Origin of the sequence: Shimia ponticola, from assembly GCF_007995215.1 — a bacterium.
GTDB lineage: Bacteria > Pseudomonadota > Alphaproteobacteria > Rhodobacterales > Rhodobacteraceae > Shimia_B > Shimia_B ponticola.
The window spans coordinates 134,927-153,275 of the sequence record NZ_VCDK01000002.1 but is presented as its reverse complement, the minus strand read 5'-3'; the positions used below and the strand labels follow the sequence as shown (position 1 = coordinate 153,275).

At 57.9% G+C, this 18,349-nt stretch carries 22 protein-coding genes; all 22 read right to left on the bottom strand.

What is annotated here, in order from left to right; genetic code table 11:
- Nucleotides 1-38 precede the first annotated feature (38 nt).
- The 22 genes from FE702_RS02030 to FE702_RS01925 all read right to left on the bottom strand — a co-directional run bounded on the left by FE702_RS02030 (nt 39) and on the right by FE702_RS01925 (nt 18,252).
- Entirely contained in the window at nt 39-809 is a 771-nt protein-coding gene (locus FE702_RS02030) for a type III pantothenate kinase (protein ID WP_147124550.1), read from the bottom strand.
- A 10-nt stretch (nt 810-819) separates the two neighbouring features.
- Complete coding sequence (locus tag FE702_RS02025; protein WP_147124549.1) at nt 820-1,518, bottom strand: biotin--[acetyl-CoA-carboxylase] ligase; 699 nt, start codon at nt 1,516-1,518, stop codon at nt 820-822.
- A gap of 110 nt (nt 1,519-1,628) precedes the next feature.
- Nucleotides 1,629-3,065 (bottom strand): NADH-quinone oxidoreductase subunit NuoN, encoded by a 1,437-nt coding sequence (gene nuoN / locus FE702_RS02020; RefSeq protein ID WP_147124548.1) that lies wholly within the window; start codon nt 3,063-3,065, stop codon nt 1,629-1,631.
- Nucleotides 3,066-3,074: 9 nt separating this feature from the next.
- The gene (locus FE702_RS02015) at nt 3,075-4,625 is read right to left on the bottom strand and encodes an NADH-quinone oxidoreductase subunit M (protein ID WP_147124547.1); all 1,551 of its coding nucleotides are present in this window, start codon (nt 4,623-4,625) and stop codon (nt 3,075-3,077) included.
- 4 nt (nt 4,626-4,629) lie between these two features.
- Complete coding sequence (gene nuoL, locus FE702_RS02010) at nt 4,630-6,732, bottom strand: NADH-quinone oxidoreductase subunit L (protein ID WP_147124546.1); 2,103 nt, start codon at nt 6,730-6,732, stop codon at nt 4,630-4,632.
- A 6-nt stretch (nt 6,733-6,738) separates the two neighbouring features.
- On the bottom strand, nt 6,739-7,044 hold the full coding sequence (gene nuoK, locus FE702_RS02005) for an NADH-quinone oxidoreductase subunit NuoK (protein ID WP_147124545.1): 306 nt from the start codon (nt 7,042-7,044) through the stop codon (nt 6,739-6,741).
- Between the two features lie 127 nt (nt 7,045-7,171).
- Complete coding sequence (locus tag FE702_RS02000) at nt 7,172-7,780, bottom strand: NADH-quinone oxidoreductase subunit J (RefSeq protein WP_147124544.1); 609 nt, start codon at nt 7,778-7,780, stop codon at nt 7,172-7,174.
- The gene (locus FE702_RS01995; RefSeq protein ID WP_430303139.1) at nt 7,777-8,148 is read right to left on the bottom strand and encodes a carboxymuconolactone decarboxylase family protein; all 372 of its coding nucleotides are present in this window, start codon (nt 8,146-8,148) and stop codon (nt 7,777-7,779) included. Before FE702_RS01995 ends, FE702_RS02000 begins: the two co-directional genes overlap by 4 nt.
- A gap of 205 nt (nt 8,149-8,353) precedes the next feature.
- A complete protein-coding gene (gene nuoI, locus FE702_RS01990; RefSeq protein WP_147124821.1) occupies nt 8,354-8,848 on the bottom strand; it encodes an NADH-quinone oxidoreductase subunit NuoI in 495 nt (164 codons plus the stop codon).
- Between the two features lie 77 nt (nt 8,849-8,925).
- Entirely contained in the window at nt 8,926-9,414 is a 489-nt protein-coding gene (locus FE702_RS01985; RefSeq protein WP_147124542.1) for a hypothetical protein, read from the bottom strand.
- Between the two features lie 15 nt (nt 9,415-9,429).
- On the bottom strand, nt 9,430-10,467 hold the full coding sequence (gene nuoH / locus FE702_RS01980; protein WP_147124541.1) for an NADH-quinone oxidoreductase subunit NuoH: 1,038 nt from the start codon (nt 10,465-10,467) through the stop codon (nt 9,430-9,432).
- Entirely contained in the window at nt 10,464-10,874 is a 411-nt protein-coding gene (locus FE702_RS01975) for a hypothetical protein (RefSeq protein ID WP_147124820.1), read from the bottom strand. Before FE702_RS01975 ends, nuoH begins: the two co-directional genes overlap by 4 nt.
- Before the next feature lie 13 nt (nt 10,875-10,887).
- Nucleotides 10,888-12,903: an NADH-quinone oxidoreductase subunit NuoG gene (nuoG, locus tag FE702_RS01970; protein ID WP_147124540.1), complete on the bottom strand. Its 2,016-nt coding sequence runs from the start codon at nt 12,901-12,903 to the stop codon at nt 10,888-10,890.
- A 7-nt stretch (nt 12,904-12,910) separates the two neighbouring features.
- Nucleotides 12,911-13,309 (bottom strand): DUF5333 domain-containing protein, encoded by a 399-nt coding sequence (locus tag FE702_RS01965; RefSeq protein ID WP_147124539.1) that lies wholly within the window; start codon nt 13,307-13,309, stop codon nt 12,911-12,913.
- A 121-nt stretch (nt 13,310-13,430) separates the two neighbouring features.
- The gene (locus tag FE702_RS01960) at nt 13,431-13,844 is read right to left on the bottom strand and encodes a DUF5333 family protein (protein ID WP_147124538.1); all 414 of its coding nucleotides are present in this window, start codon (nt 13,842-13,844) and stop codon (nt 13,431-13,433) included.
- Between the two features lie 105 nt (nt 13,845-13,949).
- Nucleotides 13,950-14,354 (bottom strand): hypothetical protein, encoded by a 405-nt coding sequence (locus tag FE702_RS01955; RefSeq protein ID WP_147124537.1) that lies wholly within the window; start codon nt 14,352-14,354, stop codon nt 13,950-13,952.
- Nucleotides 14,355-14,446: 92 nt separating this feature from the next.
- Nucleotides 14,447-14,920, bottom strand: coding sequence for a DUF3291 domain-containing protein (locus tag FE702_RS01950; RefSeq protein WP_147124536.1), 474 nt, complete (start codon nt 14,918-14,920; stop codon nt 14,447-14,449).
- Between the two features lie 26 nt (nt 14,921-14,946).
- Nucleotides 14,947-15,240: a hypothetical protein gene (locus FE702_RS01945; protein WP_147124535.1), complete on the bottom strand. Its 294-nt coding sequence runs from the start codon at nt 15,238-15,240 to the stop codon at nt 14,947-14,949.
- Between the two features lie 76 nt (nt 15,241-15,316).
- Entirely contained in the window at nt 15,317-15,718 is a 402-nt protein-coding gene (locus FE702_RS01940) for a hypothetical protein (RefSeq protein WP_147124534.1), read from the bottom strand.
- A 28-nt stretch (nt 15,719-15,746) separates the two neighbouring features.
- Nucleotides 15,747-17,033 carry an NADH-quinone oxidoreductase subunit NuoF gene (gene nuoF / locus FE702_RS01935; protein WP_147124533.1) on the bottom strand — a complete coding sequence of 429 codons (1,287 nt, stop codon included), beginning with the start codon at nt 17,031-17,033 and terminating at the stop codon, nt 15,747-15,749.
- A gap of 53 nt (nt 17,034-17,086) precedes the next feature.
- Nucleotides 17,087-17,311, bottom strand: coding sequence for a DUF5337 domain-containing protein (locus tag FE702_RS01930; protein ID WP_255449553.1), 225 nt, complete (start codon nt 17,309-17,311; stop codon nt 17,087-17,089).
- A complete protein-coding gene (locus tag FE702_RS01925) occupies nt 17,308-18,252 on the bottom strand; it encodes a helix-hairpin-helix domain-containing protein (RefSeq protein ID WP_147124532.1) in 945 nt (314 codons plus the stop codon). Before FE702_RS01925 ends, FE702_RS01930 begins: the two co-directional genes overlap by 4 nt.
- Nucleotides 18,253-18,349 lie beyond the last annotated feature (97 nt).

Below are 18,349 nucleotides of genomic sequence, written 5' to 3'. Positions count from 1 at the left end.
GCGCCACCCAGGGGAAGGTAAATCAAACGCTCGCTCACTTAGTTTTCCTTATTATGGCGATGGATCACGGTCAGTCCGTGCATCGTCAGATCATCTTCAAACGCATCAAATAGCGCTTCTGACTGTTCAAACAAAGGCGCAAGACCACCTGTCGCAATCACCTTCATCGGTTGCGCACGCTCTGCTTTGATCCGGGCGCAGATTTCCTTGATCAGGCCGACATAGCCCCAAAAGACGCCACTTTGCATACAGGCCACGGTGTTTGTCCCGACCACCTGCTGCGGCTTAGTAATATCAACATGCGGCAAGGCCGCTGCAGCGTTGTGCAAGGCCTCAAGGCTGAGGTTCACGCCCGGGCTGATAACGCCACCCACATAGGCGCCGTCATGGTCCACCACATCGAACGTGGTCGCCGTCCCGAAATCCACGACAATCAGATTGCCGCCGTAGAGGTCATAAGCGCCGGCCGCATTCACCAGCCGGTCTGGTCCGACAATGGTGCCTTCATCCACGCGCGGCTCGGCAGGAAGCGCGCATTCCGGTTTGCCCACAACATAGGGCCGTGTGTTGAAATACCGGTCAGTGAAGACACGCAGGTTGAACACCACACGCGGGACGGTAGACGAGATGATAACCTCATCAATCTCCGCTTCGACATTGTTCAACATCATCAGGGTTTTCAACCAGACATAGTACTGGTCCGCCGTCCGTTGATGCTCGGTCGAGGCCCGCCATTTGGCGATGAATTCCGAGCCGTTCCAGATCGAGAAAACGGTGTTGGTGTTGCCGCAGTCAATGCACAGAAGCATGCGCGTCCCCTTAGAAATAGACATCCGCCGCCGCAATGGTCAGCCGACCTTTGGGCGTGGATAGAATAAGCTGGCCATCGGCGTCTATGCCTTCAAAGGTGCCGTGGTGTTCATCCCGCATTGTGCGGGCGCGGATTGGTTCTCCCAGCTTGGCCGCACGGGCCGTCCACGCGGTGCGGATGGGTTCAAAGCCGTAAGTGGTCAGTTGCGCATCCCAAGCCGCAAAGGCAGGCGCAAGTAGGTCCAGAACTTCTTCGGGACTGGCATCTGTCCCAAGGGTCACAGGCGCAACGGCCCACTCTTCAACTTGGGCGGTGCTCGGGGCAGATTTCAGGTTGATCCCAATGCCAACGGACAGATGCCCGCTTGGCAGGCTTTCCAGCAAAATTCCCGCAACCTTGCCCCCGTTAAGGAGCACATCGTTGGGCCACTTCAGGGCAAGCCCGTTGAGCACCCCGAGACTTTGGAACGTGTCATAGAGTGCGAGCGACGCAATGAACGATCGCAGCGCGGCATCCATTGGGTTGGGCGTCGGCATCACCAGCGTCGCGGCAAAGTTGCCATCAGGGTTCACCCATTCCCGGCCCCGTCTGCCCCGCGCGGCGGTCTGGCGCAAAGCAAGGATCCAAACGGGGCCAGTGAGTGTCGGCGCACGACGCGCCGCTTCGGCCATCGTGCTGTCGGTTTCTTGGAGGATGAGTTTTTCCATGTATCCCTCTTCATTCGAGAGGGCGGGCCCCGACCGCGCGTGGGGGTGAAGCCCTCGCCCGAGGGTGCGCTCGGGGGCTGCCCGGCGCTGCCGCCGGGCCGTGCTTTTGCTTAGTTCACCAGGGTCGCAGCAGCCGCCTGCGCGATGCCTTCAATGCCGAACAGGTTCACGATGCCGAATACCATGGCGGCAGCGCCGGCCAACAGAAACCCGCTCAGAACAGGGCTGCTGGTGTTGTCCAGCTCGTCCACTTCTTCACCGAAATACATGTAGTAGACGATCCGCAGGTAGTAAAACGCACCGATCACCGACGCGATCACGCCAGCCACAGCAAGCCATGCAAGACCCGCATCATAGGCCGCCTGAAGCACGTAAAGCTTGCCAATGAACCCCACGAGCGGTGGCACACCGGCCAGCGAGAACATGATGACCAAGAGGGCAACAGCCTTCAGCGGCTCGCGCTTGGAATACATGTTCAGCGCGCTGATATCGGTCACCAGCGCGTCGTCGCGTGTCATGCCGAGGATAAACGCAAAGGCGGCGATGTTCATCGTGACGTAGATCGCCATGTAGATCAGCATCGCTTGCACACCCAGTTGCGTGCCAGCCGCCAGACCCATCAGAGCGAAACCCATATGCGCAATCGAGGAATAGGCCATCAGGCGTTTGATATTCGTTTGCCCAATCGCGGCGATTGCACCGACAAACATCGAAACGACCGACAGGGCCGCAATCACCTGCTGCCAGTCGCCAACGGCCCCACCGAATGCGTCATGCACGACACGAGCGAACAGAGCCATCGCAGCCACCTTTGGCGCGGTCGCAAAGAACGCGGTCACAGGCGCAGGTGAGCCTTCGTAGACATCTGGCGTCCACATATGGAACGGCGCCGCGGACACCTTGAATGCAAGGCCCGCGCTGATGAAGACCAGACCAAAGAGCAAGCCCAGCGACAGATCACCTTGCGCGGACTCGATGATGCCCGAGAACAGGGTCGTGCCGGCATAGCCATAGGTCAGCGACGCACCATAGAGCAGCAGACCGGACGACAGCGCGCCCAGCACAAAGTACTTCAGCCCCGCTTCGGTCGACTTCACGCTATCGCGACGCAGCGATGCCACGACGTAAAGCGACAACGATTGCAGTTCGAGGCCCACATAAAGCGCCATCAGGTCACCCGCAGACACCATCAGCATCATGCCAACGACAGCGAGTGTCACGAGGATCGGGTATTCAAAGCGAAGCAAATCACGGCGCAGCATGTAGTCATGGCTCATCGCCAACACCGCAGCCGACGCGAGCAGGATCATCACCTTGGCAAATCGGGCAAAGCCATCATCGATGAACATCCCGCCAAAGGCGACATCCGTACCAGCTGGCTGCAACGCGATAAACACCGCCATGGCAACCAGGACCGCCGTTGTCGCCCATGTTGCCAGCGATGCCATCGCATCTTTGCCGGTGTAGACAATGCCGATCAACGCGGCCATCGCATAAAGCGACAGGACGATTTCCGGCAGAATGATGGAGAGGTCGGAACCGATCATGGGACCCTCTTAATTCGACGAAGCTGTCATGGTGTTGGCTTCGGCAGCAAACATCGCAACAGACGTATTGTATTGGTCAACCAGCGCGCCAACCGATGGCCCGATGATGTCGAGGATCAGCGCAGGATAAACACCCAAAAGGATCGTCATCACGACCAGCGGCGCAAAGATCATCTTTTCGCGCTGGGTCATGTCGGTGATCGACTTCAGGCTTTCCTTGATCAGCTCACCCATCACGACACGGCGATAAAGCCACAGCGCGTAAGCCGCCGACAGGATCACACCGGTACAGGCAAAGAGCGCTACCCAAGTGTTGACCTGGAAAATGCCCATTAGCGTCAGGAATTCACCCACAAAACCCGAGGTGCCAGGCAGGCCCACGTTGGCCATCGTGAACAGCATGAAGATCAGCGCATAGGCCGGCATCTTGTTTACCAACCCGCCATAGGCATCAATCTCACGAGTGTGCATCCGGTCATAGATCACACCCACGCAAAGGAAGAGAGCGCCAGAGATAAAGCCGTGGCTCAGCATCTGGAAGATCGCGCCGTCGATGCCCTGCTGGTTTGCCGCAAAGATACCCATGGTGACGTAACCCATGTGCGCAACCGACGAATAGGCGATCAGCTTTTTCATGTCTTCCTGCGCCAGGGCGACCAGCGACGTGTAGACAATGGCAATTGCCGACATCCAGAACACCAGCGGGGCCAGCAGGTCGGAAGCGACCGGGAACATCGGCAGCGAGAACCTAAGGAAGCCGTAGCCACCCATTTTCAAGAGGATCGCGGCCAGAACGACCGAACCAGCCGTTGGCGCCTGAACGTGTGCGTCTGGCAACCAAGTGTGTACAGGCCACATCGGCATTTTCACGGCAAATGACGCAAAGAACGCAATCCACATCAGCGTCTGTGCGCCGCCAATGATCTGGATGCCCAGAATGCTGAACGTCTCGGACCCAAAGTTGTGGTTCAAGAGCGCAGCAATATCCGACGTGCCTGCATCCACGAACATCGCCACCATCGCGACCAGCATCAGAACCGAGCCGAGGAAGGTGTAGAGGAAGAACTTGAACGAGGCGTAGATGCGTTCCTTGCCGCCCCAGATGCCGATGATCAGGAACATCGGAATCAGACCTGCCTCGAAGAAGACGTAGAACAGGAACAGGTCCAGCGCGCAGAAGACGCCGATCATCAGCGTTTCCAGCACAAGGAACGCGATCATGTAGTCCTTCACTCGGTGGGTGACGTTCCACGACGCTGCGATGACCAGAGGCATGGTGAACGTTGTCAGCATGACGAACAGAACGCTGATCCCGTCCACACCCATCTTGTAGGTCAGGCCAAGGATCCATTCCCGTTCTTCCACGAACTGAAAGCCAGTGTCGCTGGGGTCGAACCCAAAGAGCAGGATCAAGGACACAAAGAACGTCGCGCTCGTCGCGATCATCGCCAGCCATTTGGCGTTTCGCTGCGCAGCCTCATCTTCTCCGCGCAGGAACAGCATAAGGATCGCTGCCGCCAGAAGCGGGATGAAGGTGATGATGGAAAGAAGGTTGTCCATCGCTTTAGTTCCCCGTCAGCGTCATCCAGGTCAAAAGGATCGCAATCCCGATGACCATGGCGAAGGCATAGTGAAAGACGTAACCCGACTGGGCTTGGTTCAGCTTTTTGGTGAAGTACGGGACAATGCCCATGGCCACGCCGTTGAGACCGCCATCAATGGTGGCTCCGTCACCCTTTTTCCAAAGGAAGTGACCAATCCGGCGTGCAGGGTTCACAAAGATGAAGTCATAGATTTCATCCACGTACCACTTGTTCAGCAAGAAGTTGTACAGAGGGCGCTGCTGCTCTGCGAGCTTGGCCGCCGAACCTGGATGCCGGATGTACATCAGCCAGCTTAGCGCGAAGCCCAGCACCATCGCGATGAACGGTGCAACCTTGACCCATTTCGGAACCAGATGCGCTTCGTGCAAAACGTGGTTGTCTGGCCCCATGTAGATGGCTCCCTGCCCTGGCAGCGGATCAGGATAGCTTGTGCCGTGGTCATCGCCGTGGTCATCATCGCTGCCCGCAGCGTATGCAGGTGCAACCAGAGTGAAGCCGATCTCGGCTTTCTTTTCTTGCTTCTCGATCACACCGAAGTAGGCCTCAACCGATTGCTCTGAGCCAAAGAACGGCTTGTACCAGACCATACCTGCCAGAACCGCACCGATGGCCAGCACACCGAGCGGAACCAACATGACCGTCGGGCTTTCATGCGCGTGCTCATGCGTGTGCTTGTCGCCGCGCGGTTCACCATAGAAGGTCAGGAACATCAGACGCCAGCTATAGAAGCTGGTCATTGCAGCAGCGGCCACCAGCACCCAGAAGGCATAGCCACCTGGCATCGCGGCATAGGCGCTTTCGATGATGGCGTCTTTGGACACGAAGCCCGCAAAGCCAACCGGGAACCCGACATACAAAAGAGGGATACCCACACCGGTGATCGCCAGCGTGCCGATCATCATCGCGCGGAACGTCCAAGGCAGTTTGTGGCGCAGACCGCCATAGTTCCGCATATCTTGTTCGTGGTGCATCCCGTGGATGACCGAGCCTGCACCAAGGAACAGCATCGCCTTGAAGAACGCGTGCGTCAGCAGGTGGAACATCGCGACCGAATAGACCCCGACGCCTGCCGCGACGAACATGTAGCCCAACTGCGAACAAGTCGAATAGGCGATCACGCGCTTGATGTCGTTCTGCACCAGCCCCACGGTCGCAGCAAAGAAGGCAGTCAGCGCGCCGATTGCGACGATGAAGTTCTGCGTCCAGTCCGCAAATTCCATGATCGGCGACATCCGGCAGACAAGGAAGACACCCGCCGTCACCATGGTCGCCGCGTGGATCAGCGCCGACACAGGGGTTGGCCCCTCCATCGCGTCAGGCAGCCACGTGTGCAGGATGAACTGCGCCGATTTACCCATCGCACCGATGAACAGCAGGAAGGCAATCAGGTTTGCCGCGTTCCATTCGCGCCACAGGAACTCAAGATTGATCGAGGCCAGATCAGCAGCATTGGCAAAGATCACGTCGAACTGGATCGAGTCCGTCAGCAGGTAGATCCCGAAGATACCGAGCAGGAAGCCAAAGTCGCCGACCCGGTTCACAACAAACGCCTTGATCGCTGCAGCGCCTGCAGACTGTTTACGGATGTAGAACCCGATGAGCAGGTAGGATGCGACACCCACGCCTTCCCAGCCAAAGAACAGCTGCAGAAGGTTGTCAGCGGTCACCAGCATCAACATCGCGAAGGTGAAGAACGACAGGTAGGCAAAGAAACGCGGGCGATAGCTCTCGTTTTCCTTGAAGTGATCGTCATGGGCCATGTAGCCGAACGAATAGAGGTGTACGAGCGCCGACACCGTGGTGATCACGATCAGCATGATCGCCGTAAGGCGGTCCATGCGAATGGCCCAATCGGTCGACAACGTGCCGCTCTCGATCCAGCGCAGGATTTGAATGCTTTCCGTTTGACCATCAAAGGTCAGGAACGTGATCCATGACAGGAGTGCCGACAGGAACAAAAGGCCCGTCGCAGTCCACTGCGCGGCAGTCTCACCAATCAGACGCCAGCCAAACCCGCAGATCAGCGCACCAACGAGGGGGGCAAATAGGAGGATCGTTTCCATGTTGCCTTAACCTTTCATCACGTTGACGTCTTCGACGTCGATGGTGCCACGATTGCGGAAGAAGCAGACCAAGATGGCAAGGCCAATGGCAGCCTCGGCGGCAGCCACCGTCAGAACAAAGAGCGTAAAGACCTGCCCGACGAGGTCACCGAGGAAGGCCGAAAACGCCACCAGGTTGATGTTCACCGCCAAGAGCATCAGTTCGATCGACATCAACAGGATGATCACGTTCTTCCGGTTCAGAAAGAGCCCGAAGATACCGATGACGAATAGCGCTGCTGCTACCGTTAGATAATGTTCCAGACCAATCATGCGGTCCCTCGCTTTGGCACTTGATGTGCCTCTGTTGTTTCGCAGTCCCGGACCTGATCCGGGACCTCATGCTTTCAGGTCGCTGCCTCAGATTTCGTCCGAGGCCACGTCCCTCTCAATTCAAATGTCAGAGCCCCTGCCCCGGCTTTACGTCTTTTAGTTCCATCGCCTTGGCTGGATCGCGGTACATCTGCGCCAGCACATTTTGGCGCTTGACGTCTTTGCGATGGCGCAGCGTCAACACGATTGCACCGATCATCGCGACCAGCAGGATCAGGCCAGATGCCTGAAACAGCAGGAAGTATTTGTCATAGATCAGCAGACCCAGCGCCTTGGTGTTCTCAACATCGCCCGCAATCGGCGCCGCGAGACGACCTTCTGCCCCCTCGGAAAAGCCCCAAACGCCTGCGGCAATGCCAAGCTGGCCTAGGATCACGAGGCCAATCAGCAGGCCAAGCGGCAAATACCGCGCCATCTCGGCTTTCAACTCTGCAAAGTCGACATCCAGCATCATCACGACAAAGAGGAACAGCACCGCGACCGCCCCGACATAGACAATGATCAACAGCATCGCGACGAACTCAGCGCCGAGCAGAACAAACAGCCCTGCCGACGACAGAAAGGCCAGGATCAGCCAAAGGACCGAGTGGACCGGGTTCCGGCTGATCACCGTGAACAGGCCACCGGCCAGGGCCGATAGCGAAAAGAGGTAGAAGGCAATCGTCGCAACGGTCATGATGTTTCCTCGTCCATAACGGCGCGGGCCAGTTCCATGGCTTTGGTCATTGCCGGAACGCCGCCAAAGACGGACATCTGAGCAATGGTTTCAGCGATTTCTTGATGTGTGGCACCCGCCGCAAGAGCGTTCCGCACGGTGATCTTGATTTGCGGCTCAGCCTTGGAACCCAGCACGGTCAACGCGCCGAGGCTCAGCAAAAGCCGCGTCTTGGCATCAAGCCCATCCGGGCTGATCCCTTTCCCAAAGAAGGCTTCCAGCACATCGGCTGGCATGGTCGGCGTCATCGCCTCCATCCACGGGCCTGTGGCTTTCGCCCATTCCTCGGATGCTTTTTGCATGGCTGCAAAGATCGAGAGGTCAGTCACGCGCAGCACCTCCGCCATTTACACAGCCCGACAACGTGCAAAGGGCGCACTGCCCCAGCCAAACGAGAGCAGTGTCCTCCGCGTCGTGCGATGCGTTTGCGGCCGCGTCGCTCATTGTCCTTCGTCCCTTCTCCCGGGCGTTTTGCCCGGATTGGCTTGGCCCTGACTTCGGAAAGACTCAGTCAGGATTTGGCTTGCCGCGCTCTTAGCGGTACGGCGCGTCGAGTTCCAGATTGCGCGCGATCTCAGCTTCCCAGCGGTCGCCGTTTTCCAGCAATTTGTCCTTGTCGTAGAACAGCTCTTCGCGTGTCTCGGTCGAGAATTCGAAATTCGGACCTTCGACGATGGCATCGACCGGGCAAGCCTCTTGGCAGAAGCCGCAGTAGATGCACTTGGTCATGTCGATGTCGTAGCGTGTCGTGCGGCGGCTGCCATCGGCGCGCGGTTCTGCGTCAATGGTGATCGCCTGAGCGGGGCAGACAGCCTCACATAGTTTGCATGCGATGCAGCGCTCTTCGCCATTTGGATAGCGGCGCAGCGCGTGCTCCCCACGGAACCGAGGGCTGATTGGACCCTTTTCGTGCGGATAGTTCACCGTGGCTTTGGGCGAGAAGAAATACTTCATCCCGATTTTGAAGCCGTTCCAGAAATCCTGCAGCAGGAAGTATTTTGCTGCGCGGGTGTAATCGATCTGAGTCACCGTTGCGTTCCTATTGCTCTGAGCCATGCGGCCCGTGTGTTCATCTTGTGATCAGCGCGCCAAGTCTGGCGCGGCCATCACGCTGGTTTGTTTTTCGCGGCCATTGCGTCTGCAACGGCCTCTGCTTGCTTTCGTGCCGCTTCCAAGGCCCTGCGCTCGCGGCGAACGCGGCGGTCTTGTGCTGCGTCTGCGTCTGTATTGACGTCAGTCGACAGAGGAAGCGGTTCGAATTCGGTGATCGATGTCTCGATCTCGACCTCGTCGGCCAAGACGGCCTGCGCGGAGGCGGCCTCTTCTGTCAGGTCCGCAACCCCCTCGTCCCCCGCGATATCATCCACGTCATCCGTGAACTCGGCGATCTCGTCTTCGCTGGCCCCGATGGCGTCCGCGAATGCGGCATCAGCCTCCGGCGACGGATCAGCATTGGCCCAGACCCAGATGTGTTCAATCAGATCACCGGTTGACGGCATCGGCGCGCGCGCCACGGACGCGTGTTTGCGCATGTGCTGCGCAAGGTCGAACATCTCTTTCATTGAGGCGTTCAGTATGGCGTCGCGGATGCTCATCAGTCTTTCAACCCCTTACGCCCCGGTGGACCAGCGGGCGAATGCGCCCCAAAACCAGCCGAACTTGGCTGCAAAGGCCACAAAGACGACCCAACCCAGCGAGAATGGCAGGAACACTTTCCAACCGATCCGCATCAGCTGGTCATAGCGGAAACGTGGCACCAGCGCCTTCACCATCGCGAAGAGGAAGAAGAAGAACGCCATTTTCAGGATCATCCAGACCGGCCCATCGGGCAGGAACGGGATGGGCGACAGCCAACCACCAAAGAATAGCAGCGTCGTCAGAGCACACATCAGGAAGATGGCAATGTATTCACCCGCCATGAACAGCAGGAATGGCGTTGACGAGTATTCCACCTGATAACCGGCAACCAGTTCTGATTCCGCCTCAGGCAGGTCAAACGGTGGGCGGTTTGTTTCAGCCAGGGCCGAGATGAAGAACAGGAACACCATGGGGAAGTGTGGCAACCAGTACCAGTTGAACAGCCCGCCTGCCCCGTCCTGTGCGGCGACAATCGCGCCAAAGTTCATCGACCCGGTCGAGATGATCACCCCAATGATAATCAGGCCGAGCGACACCTCGTAAGAGATCATTTGCGCAGCAGAACGGAGCGACCCAAGGAAAGGGTACTTCGAGTTCGAGGCCCAGCCACCCATGATCACGCCGTAAACCTCAAGCGAGGACACGGCGAACACGAACAGAATGGCCACGTTGATATCTGCAAGCGCCCATCCAGCATTCAGCGGGATCACGGCCCATGCCAGAACAGCCAGCACGAATGAAATCAGCGGTGCCAACAGGAACACGGTGCGGTCGGCACCGGCTGGGATTACGATCTCTTTGACAACGTATTTCAGCGCGTCGGCCACTGTCTGCAAAAGACCAAACGCCCCAACCACGTTGGGACCGCGCCGCATCTGAACAGCTGCCCAGATCTTGCGGTCGCCGTAGACCAGAAACAGAAGCGAGACCATGACAAAGGCGATGATGCCAAGGGCATGCGCCACAATGATCGTTGCCGTGCCCAAGCCAGTCGAAAAGAATTCGCTCATACCGTCGGTATCCCTTGTTCCGCGCAGTCGGCCACCTTGACTTCGGCGTCGATGGTTCTAGTGCCACGCGGCAGTGTTGGCGAGACGGTGTAAACCGCATCTCCGCGCCAAATACCAGCCTCTTCGTATGCCGTTGTGCGCACATGTCGCGCAAATCCGAAGCCACGGATCAAGGCATATTGCGCCGCAGCGCAATCTGCATAGTCAGCCACGTCGCTTCGATCCCGCGCGCCACGCATTTCAACGATAAAACTCACAAGATTGTCTTCCAAAAGCCGCGTCTGCACACCGCGATATTCAGGGGCAAAGGGCGACGCAAGGTCATCTCCTACCCCGCCGATTCCCCCGTTCACCGATGCATCCGGCAATTGGCAGCCACAGAGAACCGCCAATGCCGCAATCAGCATCCGACGCACAGGATCACTCTGCCGCGATAGGTGTCTCGGAGCGCGCCTTGGCGTTGGCGGACAGCTCCGCCATCAGGGCCGATGCCCGGGCAATCGGATTCGTCAGATAATAATCTGCAATCGCCGTGCCGAAGGCTCCTGAACCAAGCTGACCAGTTGCGACGGGTTGCCATTCGTTTTCAGGCACCGTGTCGATCTCTGCGAGATGCGGAACCTCTTCCACCAGCGCTTGACGCAGTTGCGTCAGCGAATCGAACGGCAGTGTTGCACCCAGTTCTGCGCTCAGTGCGCGCAGGATCGCCCAGTTTTCCTTGGCCTCGCCCGGCGCAAAACCAGCGCGCAATGCCAGCTGAGGACGCCCTTCGGTATTGACGAAGAGCCCTTGCTCTTCCGTGTATGCCGCACCGGGGAGAATGATATCCGCACGATGCGCACCACGGTCGCCATGTGACCCTTGGTAGATCACAAATGGCCCATCGGCGATTTCGACCTCATCCGCGCCGAGGTTATAGATCACCTCAGCCGATTGAACCGCGTTCATACCGTCCGTGTTCGTTGCGCCCGCATCCATCGCGCCAACACGGCCGGCCGCCGTGTGCAGGATCAACAGTTTGGACTGTGTTTTCTCGGTGAATGCCATGGCAGCCGCCAGAACCGCTTCGCCGTCTTCACCCGTCAATGCACCTTGGCCGACGACAACCACCGAATTGGTGTCCACAACATAGCCGTAATCGCCATCAACGAGCCCTTGCAATGCGGCCCGGTCAGCTCCGACATGTTTGTAGTCGTAGGTCAGGTCTACCGCTGGCCCGACAACACCCACATTGGCCCCTTTGAGCCATGCCTTGCGGATGCGCGCATTCAGCACAGGTGCCTCAATGCGCGGATCGGTCCCGATCAGCATCACGTATTCTGCATCATCGAGGTCTTCGACTGCGGCGGTTCCAACGTAGGCCGAGCGATTGCCAGACGGCAGCTTTGCGCCGTCCGTTCGGCACTCAACAACACCGCCTTGACCTTCGATCAGCTGTTTCAAGGCAAAAGCAGCCTCAGTTGGGGCAAGGTCGCCCACCAGACCGGCCAGCTTTTTGCCCTTCATTGCCTCAGCCGCTTTGGTCAGCGCCTCTGGCCAGGTTGCTGGACGCAACTTGCCGTTTTCACGAATGTATGGGCGATCCAGACGCTGACGCCGCAGACCGTCCCAGACAAAGCGGGACTTGTCCGCCAGCCATTCTTCGTTCACGCCGTCATGGTTACGCGGCAAGAAGCGCATGACTTCGCGGCCTTTGGTGTCGACGCGCACGTTCGAGCCAAGCGCATCCATGACATCAATGGATTCGGTTTTTGTCAGTTCCCAAGGGCGCGCGTTGAACGCATAGGGTTTTGACGTGAGCGCACCGACCGGACACAGGTCAATGATGTTGCCCTGCATGTTGCTGTCGAGTGTTTCGCCCAAATACGCGGTAATCTCGGCGTCTTCGCCGCGACCCGTCTGGCCCATCTGCGTGATCCCTGCGACCTCGGTCGTAAAGCGCACGCAGCGGGTGCAGGAAATGCAGCGCGTCATGTGGGTTTCGACCAGCGGACCCAGATCCAGATCCTCGGTCGCGCGCTTCACTTCGCGGAAGCGGCTGAAATCGACGCCATAGGCCATCGCCTGATCTTGCAGATCACACTCGCCGCCTTGGTCGCAAATCGGGCAATCCAGCGGGTGGTTGATCAGCAGAAATTCCATCACGCCTTCACGGGCCTTTTTGACCATTGGCGAATTGGTCCTGACAACCGGTGGCTGACCTTCGGGTCCGGGGCGCAGATCCTTGACCTGCATCGCACAGCTTGCGGCGGGCTTTGGCGGACCTCCGACAACCTCTACGAGGCACATCCGGCAGTTACCGGCAATCGAAAGGCGTTCGTGATAGCAGAAGCGCGGAATTTCGATCCCTGCCTCCTCACATGCCTGGATCAGCGTCATCGCCGGATCCACTTCGATTTCGTTCCCGTCGATGATGATTTTGCGGAGGTCAGTCATCAAGGTCTCACTTTGTTTTCAAAAGCCGCCCAACGCTGGTACCGTCTTCGATCTCAGCGGAGCCAACCGTGCAGTACGTTGCTGGCTGCGCGGGATCAACTCCGTTTTGCACGAGATAGTTCCGCGCCAGCGATGCAATCTCTGCCTTCGCAGTGTTGCTCTTGGCATAGTCCTGAACGTCTTGCGCGCTGTACCCCTGGCTTCGGGCGTATGTTTCCAGCGACTTCATAGCCGAATATGCCCGTACCATCCGAGGTGCGATACTGTCGCAATTCTTTTGTACTTCGTTGGCAGCCGCAATCGCGACCAAACCATCGCGCACCTTTGGCAGGTCGCCAGGCGTTGAAGCCTGCACCGAGACCGCGGCAGGGGCCATTATCATCACCAAGGTCAAAACCGAACGCATGGTGGATCCTTTCAAAACTCGTTCATCCTGCGTGCCACATCGGCGGCACGCGCACTGATATTCAATAACACCGCCCGGTTATGGCGAATTTGGACCGATATCGCGGTCATTGCCGGCGCTGTTAGCCGTCGATCACCATCAGATACGCGCCAAGTGCCGTGGCATTTTCGATCTCGGCCTGAGCGACTTCGCAAACCCGATCAGGGCCCGCACCGGCCAATGCATGGGTTTCGAGAAACGCCGCCTGCAACTCTGCCACGCCCTCTTCCAGACCTGCCAATGTGCCAAAGGACGTCACATCCCCATATCCCTCGTCGGTAAGACGGTTGACCAACGCTTCGGATTGAAGCTGTGCATGAACGGCATTGACGGTCACTGTCGGGCAAAACTGAGCCAGCCTTTCAGCCGTTGTCGTGTTGAACATGACCTCCACGAAATAGTCCGGCGCCTGCTGCTCGGCACGGGCTTGCGGCGACAACGCGGTCAGGGCGCTGAGGCCAATAAACACCAGTGCGAATTTGATCGGGCGAGTCATCCTGCTCTCTTTCATTTTTTGGTCCTTGTTTGAGTGAGATGGTGAGAGACAGCCACGTTATGCAATATCACACGGTGAATCGCACCCGGCTGGGCGCATTTGTGCCTAAAGCGTGATCAAGAGAGTGGGGTCGATAGATCCATCAGACATCCAGACAGGAATCTGATTGCACAACTCGGTTTCACCAAGCCCCTGCTGCAAAGCGATTGCGTCTGACGCCGTCGCCTTTGCCTGCAACCGCAGCTCGGCGCGACGATCTGCGCCGACATATTCCCGGTCGGCGAGGTCAGATGCCAACCCGTACAGCATTTCTGAGGCTTCGGAATTAAATCTATATTCGGAACACCGATCCGCCACGCCTTGCGCAAGCGCAATCTGAGTAGATGTACGCAGGTATTCCGCTCGTGCCTCTTCCGGTGTGGCAGAAGATCCTTTGATTGTGACGCAGCCTGCCAAAGTGACAGACGCCAAAAGGAGTGCGCCCGATGCGAATTTTGCCGAGATTTTCATGACCTGATCCTGCTTCAAAGTTCGGTTCTGGTGACCGATCCGCGCGCGTCGTTACAAATTCGAAATTCGCAAGCAAGCGCAAAGGTCCGAAATCAGGACACGCAGGCGTGTGTTTTGTGCATGTTGATACCTGCGACCCAATCCCAGCCAAAAGCATGGTCGGTATCGCCGTGGGTTTTGCGATGCTCTAGTCGCTCTAAGGCTTCCTCCAGAGTCGGCTCATGTCCCTCTTCGATCCACCACATGACAAAGTGCTGTTCACCCAGCACCTCGAACCATTCGGCGCGACGTTCGTAGAACTGTTTGTGGATCGTCCCCCAGACAAACCGCTCAAGGCTTTCGACATCGGTCCAGACAGACATATTCGGCACAAAACGCGGATCGCCGCCAATCGCGATATCTATTGAGCCGCGTCCCGGCTCACCCGATCCTGACATCATCCAGACAAAACCCGGCATCCGGCGCCCCAGACCGTTTACACGGTCCAGATTGTCCATGAATGACTTGATCCGCGGATCATCCGTCGGCGCGATCAGTCGCCCTACATTCAGTTGCGCCAGATGCATCGGCACGGTCCCTTTTGTTTGCGGTGTCAGTCATAGTCCCCGCACAGAACCGAAAAGGTTACAGACGGTCCAGCAGACCTGCTCCGATCAACGCCCATCACCACGGCGTCTTCACAGGCGATCCGCGTCGCGAAATCCTGCGCATCCGGGCTGGCGGGGGTCACAGTCACTGTCACCATGTCCGTTTGGAAAGGCGCATCAAGGTTCAAAGGCGTCCGTAGCAAAACAGCGGTCATGCCATTCTCATCAACGCGAAGCACGTCCGCGTGGGCCATGGCCCCAGAGCCGAGCAACAGCCCGATCATCAATGCATTCTTCATGTACTGCCCATCCAATTTTTTGCACAGGATGCGCGGTTTCGCGAAATCTGACAAGACGCGTCGTGAGATTGTCCGCCTATTTCGCCAGCACGACGTTGTCGAAGAATTCGTAGGTCTGCGTGCCGATGACGGTGGTTCCGAAAAAGCTGGTTTCTCCCACGCGAATAGGCCGCAAATTTGCGGTCACACTGTCAGAGCGCGTGAAATATTTCCGATGACCCGTCGTCCGAAGCTGCTCACCGGTTTCGGTCTGGCAAACGATTGTGGATCCATCCATTGGACCGCGCGCGATGAAGTTGGCGCCGATAGCACTGCTGACCTGCTCAACCCTTATACCATCCCCGACCAATGTGCAGGGCGCATTTTTAGGATAGGCCATCAAGAAGTATTCGTCACCCGGCAATGGATCGGGCCCAACAGGACCCATACACCCGGCCAACCCAATGAGGGCGGCCACAACAACTGCAGGCTTTTTCATTTCACACACTCTTACTCGGAAAAACGGCTTACTCGGCGGCGATTGGAACGCGCTTGTGTTTGATGCGGTCCTCGATTTCATCGCGGAAGTTCCGGATCAGACCCTGAATTGGCCATGCAGCCGCATCACCAAGCGCACAGATCGTGTGACCTTCAACTTGTTTGGTCACGTCCCAAAGCATGTCGATTTCTTCCGGCTCGGCCTCGCCCGTCACCAGACGATCCATCACGCGCATCATCCAGCCAGTGCCTTCGCGGCATGGCGTACACTGACCACAGCTTTCGTGTTTGTAGAACTTCGACAGCCGCCAGATCGCCTTGATGATGTCCGTCGATTGATCCATCACGATCACCGCCGCCGTGCCAAGGCCAGACCCCAGCTCGCCGCGCAGGTAATCAAAGTCCATGATGGCGTCTTTCATCTTTTCCCCGCGCACGCAGGGGACGGACGATCCGCCAGGGATCACGGCCTTAAGGTTGTCCCAGCCACCACGAATGCCACCGCAGTGTTTCTCGATCAGTTCTTCAAAGCTGATCGACATTTCTTCTTCGACAACACACGGGTTGTTCACATGGCCCGAGATCGCGAACAGCTTGGTGCCGTGGTTGTTGTCGCGACCAAAGCCTTTGAACCAAGCCCCGCCGCGACGCAGGATCGTCGGCACAACGGCAATCGACTCGACGTTGTTCACGGTGGTCGGGCATCCATAAAGTCCCGCACCCGCCGGGAAAGGCGGCTTCATGCGTGGCATGCCTTTCTTGCCTTCAAGGCTTTCGATCAGCGCCGTCTCTTCGCCACAGATATAGGCCCCTGCCCCATGGTGCAGGTAAAGGTCGAAGTCCCAGCCCGAGCCAGCAGCGTTCTTGCCAAGAAGGCCCGCGTCGTAGGCTTCGTCAATCGCGGCCTGAAGCGCCTCTTTCTCGCGGATATATTCACCGCGAATGTAGATATAGCAGGCATGCGCGTTCATCGCGAAGGACGCAATCAGGCAACCTTCGATCAGAGTGTGCGGATCATGGCGCATGATCTCGCGGTCCTTGCAGGTACCTGGCTCGGACTCATCCGCGTTCACGACAAGGTATGCTGGACGCCCATCGCTCTCTTTGGGCATGAACGACCACTTCAGCCCGGTCGGGAAGCCCGCACCGCCACGTCCGCGAAGCCCACTGTCTTTCATCTCTTGGATGATCCAGTCGCGTCCCTTTTGAATCAGTCCTGCGGTTCCGTCCCAATGGCCACGCTGTTGCGCGCCCTTCAGCGTGCGGTCATGCATGCCATAAAGATTGGTAAAGATGCGGTCCTGATCAGCGAGCATTGGGTGCGGTTCCCTTGTCGGTTTGGAGTCGGTTTAGATACGAACGCCCTATCTTAGGGATCGTTCCTCTTTCGCCACAATCGGACCGAAACCACAAGCGCCCAAAAGAGCGCAGCAAGAACAATCAGGTCGATAAGTATAGCGTAGTTGCCGGCCAAACCGATCTGCGGCCCAATCCATTGGGCCGCAATCCAGAACAACATCGAACCTGCAATCACCAGCGACGCTGTGCGACCCTGCCGGGCGCGGGACATCTGGTCTGGTGACGGTTTGCTCACGGTTGCTCTTTGCCTTCTAGGATCGCTTTGGCTTTCGCGACCCAGTTACCGCGTTTCGCCCGCCCTTGGAAGGCCCCAAGCGTGGCGTCAAAGGTCTCTACATCCCTGTCCGACCAGGCCGCAATTTGAGTGAAACTGGTGATACCCTTTTCATTCAGGGTCTGAGCCAGTTTCGGTCCAATGCCTTTGATGCGCGTCAGGTCATCCTTTGTGACTGGCTTTTGCGGCGCGGCCGGTTTGGGCCCGGTTGCTTTCGCAACCGGCGCGGGTGCGGACTGCTTCGCAGCCGCGTTTGCAACCGGCTTTGCAGTTGGCTCGGCTTTGGCCATGGACGGTGCGGGTGCCGCTTTCGTTGACGCTTTTACCGGCGCTTTCTGGGCTGCTTCCTTGGCTGGCGTGTTGGTCGCTGCTTTGACGGGCGCCTTCGTCGGAGCTTTCTCCGCCTTCACAGGCTTTTCCGCAGGATCTGGAATGGCGGCGAGCGAGACAGCTTTGCCACCGGCTGGTGTCACCGAAACAACAGTTGCCTTCGATTTTGCCTTTAGTTTTGTCTCAACCGCAGGCTTCGCGACTTGAGGTTCAGCCTTCTTCGCGGCTTTGGATTTTGCCTTGGTTGGCGCCACAGCCTCCAGTTTTGGCTTCGCAACAGGCTTTGGCGCAACTGGGCGATCGGTTTTTGCCACAACCTTGGGCGTGGTCTTCTGTTGCTGAGCTGCTTGGGTCTTGGCCACCGCCGGTTTCGGCGCGGTTTTTGGCGCTGGCAATGCCTTGGGTGCGGCTGTTGGCGCCAGAAGCAACTGCATGTCATCCAATATCTGCGCGGATTGCACGACACCGTGGCCTACGGCGATCATCGGCACCTGCGCCAATGCCATTGCGGCCTGATGCTGGGAAACGACCGCGCGGCCCATCTGATCAAAATACGTGGAAAAATCGGTCATGGCAGCGCCCCTTTGTTCAATTTGCAAGTGCAGCAAATATTCTGCGTTGCAGCATTGTACGCCGGATTGTTGGGTATGTCACGCAACATGAAAAAGG

What these genes read in the sequence shown, in the direction of transcription:
- FE702_RS02030 (WP_147124550.1), bottom strand. Translation starts at nt 809, where the DNA reads ATGCTTCTGTGCATTGACTGCGGCAACACCAACACCGTTTTCTCGATC.
- FE702_RS02025 (WP_147124549.1), bottom strand. Translation starts at nt 1,518, where the DNA reads ATGGAAAAACTCATCCTCCAAGAAACCGACAGCACGATGGCCGAAGCG.
- nuoN (WP_147124548.1), bottom strand. Translation starts at nt 3,065, where the DNA reads ATGATCGGTTCCGACCTCTCCATCATTCTGCCGGAAATCGTCCTGTCG.
- FE702_RS02015 (WP_147124547.1), bottom strand. Translation starts at nt 4,625, where the DNA reads ATGGACAACCTTCTTTCCATCATCACCTTCATCCCGCTTCTGGCGGCA.
- nuoL (WP_147124546.1), bottom strand. Translation starts at nt 6,732, where the DNA reads ATGGAAACGATCCTCCTATTTGCCCCCCTCGTTGGTGCGCTGATCTGC.
- nuoK (WP_147124545.1), bottom strand. Translation starts at nt 7,044, where the DNA reads ATGATTGGTCTGGAACATTATCTAACGGTAGCAGCAGCGCTATTCGTC.
- FE702_RS02000 (WP_147124544.1), bottom strand. Translation starts at nt 7,780, where the DNA reads ATGACCGTTGCGACGATTGCCTTCTACCTCTTTTCGCTATCGGCCCTG.
- FE702_RS01985 (WP_147124542.1), bottom strand. Translation starts at nt 9,414, where the DNA reads ATGAGCATCCGCGACGCCATACTGAACGCCTCAATGAAAGAGATGTTC.
- nuoH (WP_147124541.1), bottom strand. Translation starts at nt 10,467, where the DNA reads ATGAGCGAATTCTTTTCGACTGGCTTGGGCACGGCAACGATCATTGTG.
- FE702_RS01975 (WP_147124820.1), bottom strand. Translation starts at nt 10,874, where the DNA reads ATGCTGATTGCGGCATTGGCGGTTCTCTGTGGCTGCCAATTGCCGGAT.
- nuoG (WP_147124540.1), bottom strand. Translation starts at nt 12,903, where the DNA reads ATGACTGACCTCCGCAAAATCATCATCGACGGGAACGAAATCGAAGTG.
- FE702_RS01965 (WP_147124539.1), bottom strand. Translation starts at nt 13,309, where the DNA reads ATGCGTTCGGTTTTGACCTTGGTGATGATAATGGCCCCTGCCGCGGTC.
- FE702_RS01960 (WP_147124538.1), bottom strand. Translation starts at nt 13,844, where the DNA reads ATGACTCGCCCGATCAAATTCGCACTGGTGTTTATTGGCCTCAGCGCC.
- FE702_RS01955 (WP_147124537.1), bottom strand. Translation starts at nt 14,354, where the DNA reads ATGAAAATCTCGGCAAAATTCGCATCGGGCGCACTCCTTTTGGCGTCT.
- FE702_RS01950 (WP_147124536.1), bottom strand. Translation starts at nt 14,920, where the DNA reads ATGCATCTGGCGCAACTGAATGTAGGGCGACTGATCGCGCCGACGGAT.
- FE702_RS01945 (WP_147124535.1), bottom strand. Translation starts at nt 15,240, where the DNA reads ATGAAGAATGCATTGATGATCGGGCTGTTGCTCGGCTCTGGGGCCATG.
- FE702_RS01940 (WP_147124534.1), bottom strand. Translation starts at nt 15,718, where the DNA reads ATGAAAAAGCCTGCAGTTGTTGTGGCCGCCCTCATTGGGTTGGCCGGG.
- nuoF (WP_147124533.1), bottom strand. Translation starts at nt 17,033, where the DNA reads ATGCTCGCTGATCAGGACCGCATCTTTACCAATCTTTATGGCATGCAT.
- FE702_RS01925 (WP_147124532.1), bottom strand. Translation starts at nt 18,252, where the DNA reads ATGACCGATTTTTCCACGTATTTTGATCAGATGGGCCGCGCGGTCGTT.